Below are 11,895 nucleotides of genomic sequence, written 5' to 3'. Positions count from 1 at the left end.
GCCCTCCGTGGCCCTCCGTGGCCCTCCGTGGCCCTCCGTGGCCCTCCGTCTCGCAACCCGCGCCCCGGCGGGCGGCGTTGTCGGTGGCGGTTGGTGGAACTTCAGTTCCCGCGAAGATCGCGGACGGCGCGAACACATCGGGAACGGGGCGGACATGACCATCGGGACCATCTGCGTTCACCGGCCGGATGGGCGCGCAGCGCCAGGACCGGCTGTCCGCGCTGTTCACACCGTGGGGCCATCTCCAGACGCTGCCGCTGTACGACGTGTTCGCCGGCGGGGTCCTGAAGAGCGGATACCGGCAGCGCCGGTGACGGGGGTGGGGCCGGTGGCGGGGAGCGGGGGCTGAGCGGCCGGGGCGGGGCGGGTGGGCGGCGGTCCGAATGGCGGCCCGCACCGCTCTGGAAGATCATGGGCCCGGTCAGGCGCATGATCTTCGCAGCAGGGGAAGGGCCGGGCCGTGTGGCAGTTCTTCGCGGACAACCCGTGGGTGAGCGTCTTCGCCGTGATCACGGTGGGTGCGCTGCTGGGCATGGTCCGGTTCGGGCCGGTGAGGCTGGGCGCGGCCGGAGTGCTGTTCGTGGGGCTCTTCGTGGGCGCGCTCGACCGGGACATCGGCCCGGCCGTCCCCGCGGGTGTCTCCGCGCTCGGTCTGGCCCTGTACGTCTACACGGTCGGTCTGGAGTCGGGCCCGGCGTTCTTCCGTGAACTGCGCGGCCAGCTCGCGGTGATGGCGGGGGCGGTGGTGGCGCTCGTGCTGACCGCGGCCGTGGTCGGGTTCGTCGGCCATCGGGGCTTCGGGATCAGCGGCCCCTACCTCGCCGGCGGCTTTGCCGGGATCGGGACCACCACGCCCGGTCTCGCCGCCGCCCAGGCCGCCTCCGACGACCCCGCCCAGCCGGCGGTCGGTTACGCCATCGGCTATCCGCTGGCCGTCGTCGTCACCATCGTGTTCGTCGCGGTGATCGCCGCCCGCCGCACGTGGAGGGCGCGCCGCGACCCCGACTCCGCACTGCCCTCGAAGCTGGTCCACCGCACGGTGCGGGTGACCCGCGACGCCCGCTGGGCCGACGTGCCCGGCACGGGCGCCCTTCGGGTGCGGGCGACCGAACACCGCCCGGCCGGCGGGGAGACGGCCGTCGCCGGCGCCCTCGACCGGCTGGCCCCGGGCGACCAGGTCGTCCTGGTCGGCGGCGAGAGCGACGTGCGGGCGGCCGCCGCCCACCTGGGGGTGCCCGCCGCGCACGACCTGCTGGAGGACCGGCACAGCGTCGACTACCGCCGCATCCTGCTCACCGACCCCGCCCTGGCCGGCCACACCGTCGCCGAGCTGGGGCTTTGGGAGCGCTACGGCGCCCTGGTCAGCCGGGTGCGGCGCGGCGACTTCGACATGCTCGCCCACGACGGTCTCGTGCTCCAGCTCGACGACCGGCTCAGGGTCGTCATGCCCCGCGGGCAGTCCGCCGCCGTCAGCGCCTACCTCGGCGACACCGAGACCCGGGTCAGCGAGGTCGACGCGGTCAGCCTCGGTCTCGGCCTCACCCTCGGTTTCCTCATCGGCATCCCCTCCCTGACCCTGGGCGGCACCACCCTGGCCCTGGGCACCGGCGCCGGGCCGCTCGTGATGGGCATGGTCCTGGGCTGGCGCCGGCGCACGGGGCCGCTGGTGTGGACGCTGCCGACCCGCGCCAACCTGGCGCTGCGCCAGATCGGCCTGCTGCTCTTCCTCGCGGTCGTCGGCCTCACCTCCGGATACTCCTTCCGGCAGAACGCCTTCTCCGTGTTCGGACTGAAACTGCTGGCGGTCCTGGCCGTCGCGGCCGTCGTCGGCTACGCCCTGATGGTCCTGGCCGCCCGTGTGCTGGGCCAGAGCCGGGAGCGCACCATGGGGCTGCTCTCCGGCTACGTCGGCAACCCCGCGATCCTCGCCTACGCCAACGGCCGGGCCACCGACAGCCGGGTGAACGCCGGATACTCCACCCTCTTCGCGCTCGCCATCCTCGTGAAGATCGTCTGTATCCAGCTCATCGTCGGGCTCTGAGCGCGGCGGCCGCACCGCGCACGGTCAGGCCCGGTACACGCGCAGTTCGGCGACCTGGCCGGCCGGCCAGCCGGTGTTCGCGGTGAAGACCAGGCGCAGGTGGCGGGTGGGCGGTGCGGTGGGCAGGGACAGGGTGGCGGTGTTGCCGGTGGCCGGGTCGAAGGTGCAGGCGGTGGCGGGGCGCAGGGTGCTGAACGAGGTGCCGTCGGTGCTGCCCTGCACGGTGACGGTCTGGGTGCGGGTGGCCCAGGCGGTGGCGGGCGGCAGGGTGAGGACGACGCGGCCCAGGCCGGTGGCGGTGCCCAGGTCGACCTGGAGCCATTGGGGGAAGGCGTTGTTGGTGCTCTCCCAGTAGGTGTTCGCGTTGTCGTCCACGGTGTTCTGCGCGACGTAGCCCTGGGTGTGGCCGCTGGACGTGGCCGGCCGGTTCAGGGCGATGTTGTCGGTGGTGGAGCCGGCGGTGGTGGTCGCGGTGACCTGGTTGGAGGGCGGGGAGAGCAGGCCCGCCGCGTCGAGGGCCTGCACGTCGAAGGTGTAGGACGTCGAGGCGCTCAGGCCGCTGACGGTGAAGGTGGTGGCGTCGGCGCCGGTGGTGCCGACGGGGGTGGCGGTGGAGCCCTTGAGGGTGCGCACGCGGTAGCCGCGCACGCCGACGTTGTCGCCGGCGGCGTTCCAGGCGAGCGTCACGGTGGTGTCGCTCACGGCGGTGACCCGTGCGTTGCCGGGTGCGGTCGGCGGCACGGTGTCGCCGTCGCCGGCGACCGGTCTGGTGGGGCGGGTGGCCGTGACGGGGAGCTGGCCCTTGAGCATCCGGCCGCCGTCGCCGGTCAGGCGCAGGTAGTAGTCGGCGGAGCAGGCGGTGCCGTCCTCGTCGAGGGCGAGGAAGCCCGATCCGGCCGGGACCCAGGCCTGGGATTCGGCGGTCTTGGCGATCTGGTTGCCCTCGTTGTACTCGTCGAACATCGAGATGTAGACGCTGGGCACCCCGGCCCGGCCCATGTTGTAGAACTGGCGCCACATGAAGTCGCCGTGGGCGCGCTGGCGGTCGCCCACGCCGCCGGGCAGGACGCAGGGCTGGTAGTCGATGCCGTGCGCGGTGCACTCGGCGAGGTCGGGCACGGTGGCGACGTTGTAGAAGTTGTCGGCGTCGCCGGCGGTGCCGATCCGGCCGACCATCCACGGCGAGAGCATGTCGAAGGCGTGGTAGACGTCCGAGAAGCCGGGCCGGGAGTCCCGGTCGCCGGTGCGCCACCAGGTGGGCACGCCGCCGATCACGTAACAGCCCTGCTGTTTGAACCAGTTGACGACCTCCAGGCATGCGTCGGGGGTGAAGGGCCGCTGGTTGTCGTCGAAGCCGAAGCCCCAGATGCAGACCACCGGCCGGCCGTTCTGGCGGGCGTAGGCGGGCGAGGCGGTGTGGGCGCGCATCTTGGCGGTCCAGTCCGTCTTGATGTCCGTGCGCATGCTCGTCCAGTCGGAGACGTCGTACATGACGTAGAACTTGACGCCCGCGGCTTCGGCGGCGCCGCGCACCTTGGCGGCCATGGCGTCGCGGGTGGGGCCCTCGCCGCCGGTGGGGTTGAAGCGCTGGAGGGCGGCGGTGTCGATGCCGTACTGCTTCATCCAGCGGAAGTGCACGTCGACGGTCGACTGGTCGTAGGAGGAGAACAGGGTGGCGGGTTGGCCGTTGCCGAGGGCGGCGAAGGCGGTGCGGTAGGTGGCCGGGTAGTCGCGGGTGTCGGGCCAGGCGACGATGGCCTTGTTGGACGGGGAGGGGGTCTGGCCCCAGTTCTGGGCCCAGTGCCACCAGCCGTTGACCGGGGCGCCGTCGCCGGCGCACGCGAACCAGCCCTGGTAGCCGACGGTGACCTTGCCGACCACGTCGCCGGGGGCGCTCGCGGCGGGGGCGGCGGTGGCGGTGAGCGCGCTCTGGCCGAGTCCCACGGCCGCGGTGGCGCCGGTGGTGGTGACGGCCTGTAGGAGCCTGCGGCGCGAGAGGGCCATCTGGTTCTCCTCGATCGGTGGGGCGCCGACTCGGCGTCCGGGCAAGGGGGTTGGCCGGCGGGGTCGGCGTCCGGGGGGGGCGACGCACAGGAGCGTATTGACGTGAACATGTGAACGCAATAGAGGTGCAGGGCTCCGCAAAAAAAGCGCGAGCCAGCGAAATAAGGTGCCTGCGGCGGGAGTTGGCGGACCCGGGCCCCTGGACTCCCCCGTTTTTTGGGTGCGGGATGTCCCCGTGTACGCCATGCACGGCGCGAGGGGGACGACACGCACATGGACACGCACACGGACACGGACCAGGCCTGGAGGCCGTGGGACACCAAGGCCGAGGACGCCCACCGGCGCCTGGCCCGCTACGCCAACGCCGACGTGGGCGCCCTGGCCCGGCACCGCCTGTGGGTGGACGGGGGCCACCACGAGCGCGAGGAGGGCACCCCGCAGCTGCTGGCCGACCTGTACCAGGCCCTGCGCGACAAGGAACGGCCCTACGAGAAGGTGCCGTGGAACACCGGCACCGAGCAGATCATCCGCGACATCCGGATGGTGGACCGCAGCTGCGCCACCTGCCTCGACCTGGCGCTGCTGTACTCCTCGATGTGCCTGCACAAGCGGCTGCGCCCCTACGTGGTGCTGCTCAGCGACCCCGAGGAACGGCTGCCCGACCACGCCCTGGTCCTGCTCACCGCCCGCCCGCCCGGCGCCGGATCCGGCGCGGACGGCGACGGGCGCCGCCCGCGCCGCCCGCTGGCCGGCGCCACGCCGCGCACCGGCGAGGAACACGTCTACTTCTGGATACCCACCCCCCAGGGCCTGGATCCCGACACCCTGGCCGTCGACGTCCGCCAGGCGTGCCGGCAGCCCGGCGCCGGCTTCGAGGCGGCCTGCGCCCAGGGCCGCGAGCTGATGCTGCGCGGCGGCTACCGCGACATCGTCCTGATCGACGTACTGGCCCTCCAGACCGACGGCCACCCCCCCTTCGACCTCCTGCCGGAGGCCAACGTCCCCGCGATCACGAGCCGGCTCCCGGCCCGCCCCCGCTTCCACCCCTACGCCGCACGGCAGAAACTGATGGACGATCTCGTCGGCGCCACCGGCACCGTCGTGCTCCACGGCGAGCAGGGCAGCGGCAAGTCCATGCTGGCGCACCAGATCGCGGCGAAGGCGCAGTACGGCTCCGGCTGGTTCCTGGCCGCCAACGACCAGGCCGTGCTCACCGCCGAGCTGGGCGACGCCGAGATGGCCGAGCAGGGCGTCGCCCCCTCCGCCATCGACCGCGGCACCCGGGCGACCTTCGCCAAGCTCGCCCAAGCCCGGCTGCGCACGGCACCGGGCCCCTGGGTGGTCGTGCTCGACAACGTCGACGTCGGCCCGGACCAGCTGACCGACATGCCGGTGCCGCAGCCCTACAAGGGCCAGCTGGTGGTCGTCACCACCACCGCGCCCGAATGGCTCGAACACCGCCCCGGCGTCGTGGTGCACCGGTTGCGGCCGCTGCCCGCCGCCGACGTCGAGGAACACCTGGGCGCCACGGCGCCGCTGGCCGCCCTGCACGGGCGCCCGCTACTCGTCAGCGCCAGCCACCGCTTCCGCACGGCCACCGCCGGACGCGACTGGTGGAGCGGGCACGAGGGACTCACCGTCGACGGGGCGCCGCACGCGCTGTGGGCGGCCGTGCGCGCGGAGCTGACCGGCGAGCGGGACGGCCCGGACGCGGGGGCCGGCGACACGGCGGCGCTCGGGCTGGCCGCCGCCCTGGCCTGGCTGCCGCCCGCCGGCCTCGACCTCGACGTGGTCGCCCCGGTGGTGGCGACGGCGCTGGCCGCCGTGCACGGCGGCCAGCCGCGGCAGGAGCGCCTGTGGCAGGCCGCCGAGCGGCTGAGCCGGCTCGGCATGGTCGACCTGCGCGAGGGACGCGTGCTGATGCACCGGCTGCTGCGCGACGCCGTGCGCCGCGACGTGCGCGCCCGGGACGCCGCCGGGGCCGCCGCCCTGCTCGGGACGGTCCTGGAGGAGCTGTGGGCGTCGATCGACACCGTCGGCTACGCGATCCTGCGCGACGCCGGCGGTCCGATGCCCCCCGGCGACAGCCCGGTTCCCTACGGGCTGATGCTCGACGCGCAGGACATCGGCTCGGCCGGCGCGCCCGGAGCGCTGGAGGAACTCCTGGGCGCCCACCCCGACCCGGCCGCCGCGGCGCGGGCCCTGCACGCGCTGGCCGGCCTGGTCGAGCGCCAGGACGAGAAGACCGCCGCCCGCATCGTGGGCCGGCTGCGCGACACCGCGCCGGCCGCCGACGGCCCCGCCGGGCCGCGGCTGACGACCGTCAACGCGCTGCGCGGCAGCGCCCGGGCGGTCTACCGCGACCAGACGGCCTCGCCCGAGCAGGTGAGCGAGGCGCTCGGCTGGATGGAACGCTGCGCCGACCTGTGCGCCCGGCTGCCCGAGGACCCGCTGCTGCGGGACGCCTTCCGGCTCACCGGCGCCCGCGCCCAGGCCATGTACGGGCTGCTGCTGAAGAAGCGCGGCGCCCTCCTTGAAGGCGCGGGGCGGCTGGACGCCTACCGGGCCGCCGAGCGGCTGCTCCAGCGGAGCGCGGCGGTGCGGGCCGAACTCGTCGGCGACAAGGACAGCCCGGACCTGGACCGCAGCAAGTACAACTTGGCAGGTGTGTCGATCGAGTTGGCCAAGCACGACGACCCGGCCTGCTGCAAGCAGCACCTGGACCTGGCGCGCTCGGTCTACCAGGAGGTGCTGGAGATCAGGGAGCGCCGCCTGGGCACCCGCTACCTCGAGGAGGTCGCCTGCTGCGTCAACGGTCTGGGCCTGGTCGCCTACTACGAGGCGCTGCTGCTGTCCATGTCCCACCAGCAGCGGGTCAGCCGGCTGCGCGAGGCCGCCGCCCACGCCGGCGCCGCCGACGAACTGCGGGCGCACTCCGACGGCCCCGTCGACCGCGGCAACACGCTCAAGTCCGTCTCCCTGGGCGCCCGGATCGCGCTGGCCCGGCTGGGGCTGTCGGTCGAGGCGGACCCCGCCCCCGCGGGCAAGGCCACGCACTACGACGACGAGTACGGCCGGGACCTCGCCCTGTGCTCCTACCTGCCCGCCCTGAGCTTCATCCGTGACCGAGGAATCGAGAACCGCACCATGCCGCCACTGCGCTTTCCCCCCGTCCCCCTGGCCGCCTCCGGCGACGCCATCCTGCCGGCCGTCGACGGCTGGATCCGCTCCGAGGCCATGCACGCCCTGGTCACCGCCTTCGACGGCGACGACAAGACCCTCCTGGACCCCGGCCTCGCCCTGGCCGAACGCATCGAGGCGCTGTACGCGTTCAGCGAGCGCTGGCAGAACCGCGCCGCCCACCAGGAACGCAACGAGGCCGCCGACCTGCCCCTGACGGCGCAGCAGAGCGAGGTGGTGCCGGCCGCCGCCGCGGCGCTGGGCCTGCACGACTGCCCGCCGCCGCGCCACAGCGACTACGACCACGTGCTGCTCCTGGGCGGTCTGGTGCGCGCCTGCTTCAACCGTCCCGCCTACGCGGCGCAGTTGTGCGACGTCGGGCAGGTGCGCACCGACAGCATCGTCGCGCTGGGCGGGCACCGGCCCTTCCGCGGCTCGGCCGACCTCGCCGAGGACGAGTTCCGGCTCGCCGAACGCATCGGCCATCCCGAACTGAGCGAGGAGTACCAGGCGCTGGACGCCGGCACCCGGGCCGCCTTCCGGCTCGGGGAGCCCGAGCACGTCGAGGGCGAGCGCACCCAGGACATCGGGGGCACCTGGGGGGTGCGGCACTACCGGCGGCCCGGCGGCGGGACGGTCCGGGTCGCCGCCGCCCCCTCCTCCGACCCCGCCGCCCGGCGCGCGCACACCGGCGACACCTACGCGTTCTTCGCCGAGCGCATGGAACAGCTGCGCCCCGGCGCCCGGCTGCTGCTGGTGACCACCCCCATCTACGCGCCCAGCCAGCACTTCACCGCCCTGCACCGGCTCGCGCTGCCCTACCGGGTGCAGGTGGAGACGGTCGGCGGTGACCCGGCCGGGCTGCCACAGGCACTGCACCAGCCGTTCTCCGCGACCCGCTACCTCGCCGAGGTGCGCACCGCCCTGCGGTCGCTGCGCGGCCTGGTCCAGGAGGCCTCCCGAACCGCTGGAGAGAGGTGACCCGTGAACCGTGACACCACCACCGGGCCGGACGGGAACAGCGAGTCCGTCGCCGGCGCCGCGGCCCGCGCCTGGAGCCGGGTGCCGGCGTCGACCCGGCGCAAGTTCAACCCCAAAGGGGAGTACCGCAAGCGCCTGTGGGAGAGCCTGCTCTACCACGTGGCCCGGGACACCGATGCGCGGCTGCGGCCGGTGCTGCGCCACGACTGCCGCGGTGAACTGACGGCCGATCAGGCCGGGCAGCTGGTCGCCGCCGTCGTCGGCCGGTCCGAGCGCCTGGACCGCGCCGGGGACTGGGTGCTGGGGATGGCGGCGGCGCGCGGGCGCATCAAGCGGGAGCGGGCCGCCGCCGGGCTGCCGCTGCCCACGGCGATGGCCCTGCTCTCCCACCGTGTGCTGCCCGCCGCCTGGGCGCGGTCCGGTGAGGAGCGCGCGGTGGACCCCGACGAGTGCGAGGCGCTGTTCCAGAGCTTCGTGCACGACGACCCGCACGCCCCTCCCCCGACCCACGCCGCGTTCAGGGAACTGTTCGCCCGGCCGCGGGAGCGGGAGGCGATGCGGGAGATCCTCGCCGCGTTCGCTCCCCCCGCGGCGGACGGCGGCGACGCCGCCGCGGCGCGGGACACCGAGGCGCTGCTGCTGGACGCCCCGCTGGGGGCGGACTGGGAGCGGTTGTGGGCCCGTTACGCGCTGCTGCGTCCCTGGCAGCGGCACACGGCGGCCGTCCACACCACCGGGCTGTCGCGGCACGCCGTGCCCGGCCGGCCCTCCGTCGGGGGCGGCGGCGCTGTCGGGGTCGGCGGGTCCGTAGAGGGGGCGGGCACGGATCCCGGTACGGACGAGGAACGCGACCGTGCCGGCGAGGTCTTCGCCCACTCCGAGGGCAGCGTGCTGCCCCTGGACCGTTCCCTGTGGCTGCGCCTGGACCACTCCGTGCGCACCCTCGTCTCCAGCCCCACCGTCGCCCGGCTGACCGCGCGCGAGGTGGCGCACGACGAGGCCCGGCGGGCGCTGGCCCCCCTGGGGCTGTCCCAGGACGCGCAGCGGGCCGTCCTCTGCCTGGGCCTGATCTCCTTCGCGGCCCTGGGCGCCGAGCACGCCGCCGTCCTGCTCGCCAGGCCCGCCGCCGCCCCGCGGCTGCTGGTCGACCTGGCCGAACTGACCGAGCGCAAGGCGTTCGTCGCCGCCACGCTGCGGCTGGGCAGCGCCCAGCACGCCCCGGTGCGCCGGGCGCTGGCGGACCCGGTGCCCGGCTGCACCCGGCTGCTGTGGCGCATGCTGCACAGCGCCGAGATCAGGCAGGAGGACCTGCCCGACCCGCAGGAGCGCTGGGCCCGGCTGGTCCGCACCGCCGCGCACCGCTACCTGCAAGTGCTGCGCGGCGAACTGAAACTCGTGCTGTCCGGGGCCAAACCGGTCCAGGGGCCCCCGGGCCCGCACCTCGCCGGTGACGCGCTGGAACGGCCGGCCGGCAGCACCCCCCGCACGGAGCCCGCCGCTGCCGGCCCGGCCCCGGGCCCGGACCCTCTCACCGAGCAGCTCGTCGTCGACGTGCTCCTCGACGGTCTGGCGCAGCGCGGCACCACCGGCGCCGAGCTCGTCGACTGGATCGACCGGCTGATCGACCCGCTGCACGGCGGGTGGGCCGTGACCGCCTGGGACGAGCTCTATGCCGAGTACCGCGGCAAACACCAGGGGGGCGGCCGTCCCGGCGCCCTGCCACCGGTCGCGTTCGAGACCGCCCGCGACATCGTCCGCAGCCACTACCGTCCCGAGGCCGGAGGCCCGCGATGACCGACGCAACGCCCGCCAGGGCACTCCCGGTGCTCGTCGACCAGGTGGGCCGGGCCCGGATCGGCGACCCTCCCGGGCCCGCCCCGCGCAGTGCGCCGCTGTACGTGCAGGGCGGCCTGGTCCTCGTCGACCCCTTCGCCCCCGATCTCGCCCCGTACGCCGAGGTGGACGCCGGCGAGGGCGAGGGTGCCTGGCTGTCGCTGGCCTACGGCGAGGACGTGGCCCGCGGTGTGCGCGCCGCGCGGCGCGAGGCCGCCCGTGCGCCGTCGGCCACGCAGGACCCGGGCGGCCCGGGTGTGGTGCGCCGGCGGGCGCTGTGGCGGCCCGGACCGCTGCACACCCCGCTGGCCCGGCTGGCGGTGCTGACTTGGCTGACGCGCTGGGCGCCGTTCCCGCTGTCCCCCGCCCTGGTGGACATCGAGGCGGGCACCCTGCTGGCGGCCCTGGGCGATGTGGTGGAGGACGCCGAGGACACCGCCCGCACCCTCCTGACGCGCCGCGCCGATGAGCTGGCCGCGATCGCCGCCGACGTCCTGGACCGCGGCGTGCTGCCCGGCGAGCGGTGGGTGGCGGGCGTGCTGCACGACGCGCTGGTCAGCACCGTCCATCTCGCCGAGGACCTGCCGCTGGCGCCCCGGCTGCGTGCGCTCGGCGACCGTGCCGGTCTCGCGGCGGGGGACGGCGGCGCACCCGATGCCATGGACAGTGCGCTGCGCCGGCTGATCGAGCACGTCCCGGCCTACGAAGGCGGCGTGGAGCGGGCGACGAACTGGCACACCGCCGACGTGGACTGGGCGCAGGTCCCGCCGCACGTGGTGGCCGGCCACGAGGGTGCTGTGCGCTGGCGGCGGCACGGCGACGGCATCGAGGTCGGCGTCGACGCGGCCGACCCCTCGGCGGCCGGTGCGGGCGAGGAGCGGCTCGCCTTCCGCGTCTACGCGCCCGCGCACCCGCTGCCGGTGGCCATCGGCACGCTCAAGCCCGGCGCCGCGAGCTGGCACGGCAGTGCCCGCTTCCGTGAGCCGGTCGACACCGACCGCCTCCACGTCGACGTCTACCACCCCGCGTGGGCGGGGCCCGTGCGCAGCGGGAGCGGCGCCGCACGGGCGGCCGCCGAGCGGCAGGCCGCGCGCGATCTGCTGGTGCTGCGCACCCATCTGGCGCGCGAGGACCGCCGGCAACTGGTGCGGTGGGCCGAGATCGTGGGCGCGGACGGCGCCGCCCGGCTCACGCGTGTGGAGGGCGAGCTGGGGGCCGATCCGCTGGCCGCGCGGCTGCGCGGGCTGGCGGGTGCGGCGCTGGCGTGCGGTGAGGGGACGGCTCCGGATCCGGCGCTGCCCCGCCTGACGTCCCCCGAGTGGAAGCCGACGCTGGCCGAGTGGAGCCGGCTGCGTCCGCTGCTGCCCCGCTGAGCGCGGGCCGCTACCGCACCCAACTCGCTTCTTGGGACCGCCATTTCTGTGCGACGGCACGCGAAGTCGACGGAGGAGACGGGCACATGAGCGAAGAGATCGTGGCGGGTGCGGCGGTGGTGGCGGTGATCGTCCTGATCGTCTCGGTGGCGGCGGTACGCCTGGTCCGGGCGATCACCGAGGCCGGGCCCGACGCGGACGCGGAGGCGTTGCGGGTCGTGGTGGACCTGGTGAAGGCGCTGCGCGGCAAGCGGTAACCGCACGACAGCACGACAGCACGCGTAGGGAGGCAGGGACGGTGCGACGCCGGTCCCCCGGAAAAGGCCCGCACACGGCCGCTTTTTTTCCGGGGGCCGGCGTCGTGCCGTCCGCGGCGCCGGGCCCTTGAGATCGCCGGGGGCAGGCGGTTGACTACGGCGATGGACGAGCTGCGGATGGAGACCCTCGACGGCGACAGCGACGACAGCGACGACAGCGACGACG

Annotated in this window: 7 protein-coding genes; 6 read left to right on the top strand and 1 reads right to left on the bottom strand. The window is 75.0% G+C overall.

Going from position 1 to position 11,895, the window contains the following annotated elements; all coding sequences use genetic code 11:
- The first annotated feature begins 188 nt into the window (after positions 1-188).
- Together ACIP5K_RS34940 and ACIP5K_RS34935 are read left to right on the top strand one after the other, a co-directional pair.
- A complete protein-coding gene (locus tag ACIP5K_RS34940) occupies positions 189-314 on the top strand; it encodes a hypothetical protein (RefSeq protein ID WP_401416363.1) in 126 nt (41 codons plus the stop codon).
- Positions 315-460: 146 nt separating this feature from the next.
- Complete coding sequence (locus ACIP5K_RS34935; protein WP_401416360.1) at positions 461-2,041, top strand: aspartate:alanine exchanger family transporter; 1,581 nt, start codon at positions 461-463, stop codon at positions 2,039-2,041.
- Positions 2,042-2,065: 24 nt separating this feature from the next.
- Here the strand turns inward: ACIP5K_RS34935 and ACIP5K_RS34930 are convergent, their stop codons facing one another.
- Positions 2,066-4,045: a discoidin domain-containing protein gene (locus ACIP5K_RS34930; RefSeq protein WP_401416357.1), complete on the bottom strand. Its 1,980-nt coding sequence runs from the start codon at positions 4,043-4,045 to the stop codon at positions 2,066-2,068.
- 273 nt (positions 4,046-4,318) lie between these two features.
- Here ACIP5K_RS34930 and ACIP5K_RS34925 point away from each other — a divergent pair, with 273 nt between their 5' ends.
- The 4 genes from ACIP5K_RS34925 (at position 4,319) to ACIP5K_RS34910 (ending at position 11,669) form a co-directional block, all read left to right on the top strand.
- Complete coding sequence (locus ACIP5K_RS34925) at positions 4,319-8,206, top strand: hypothetical protein (protein ID WP_401416355.1); 3,888 nt, start codon at positions 4,319-4,321, stop codon at positions 8,204-8,206.
- A 3-nt stretch (positions 8,207-8,209) separates the two neighbouring features.
- Positions 8,210-10,000 (top strand): hypothetical protein, encoded by a 1,791-nt coding sequence (locus ACIP5K_RS34920; RefSeq protein ID WP_401416354.1) that lies wholly within the window; start codon positions 8,210-8,212, stop codon positions 9,998-10,000.
- Positions 9,997-11,412: a hypothetical protein gene (locus ACIP5K_RS34915; protein ID WP_401416352.1), complete on the top strand. Its 1,416-nt coding sequence runs from the start codon at positions 9,997-9,999 to the stop codon at positions 11,410-11,412. Before ACIP5K_RS34920 ends, ACIP5K_RS34915 begins: the two co-directional genes overlap by 4 nt.
- Positions 11,413-11,498: 86 nt before the next feature.
- Positions 11,499-11,669 (top strand): hypothetical protein, encoded by a 171-nt coding sequence (locus ACIP5K_RS34910; RefSeq protein WP_401416350.1) that lies wholly within the window; start codon positions 11,499-11,501, stop codon positions 11,667-11,669.
- Positions 11,670-11,895: the final 226 nt, after the last annotated feature.

This window comes from Streptomyces sp. NPDC088785 (assembly GCF_044750685.1).
Lineage (GTDB): Bacteria > Actinomycetota > Actinomycetes > Streptomycetales > Streptomycetaceae > Streptomyces.
The sequence above is the reverse complement of the archived record's forward strand: the minus strand, read 5'-3'. Positions and strand labels throughout refer to the sequence as shown.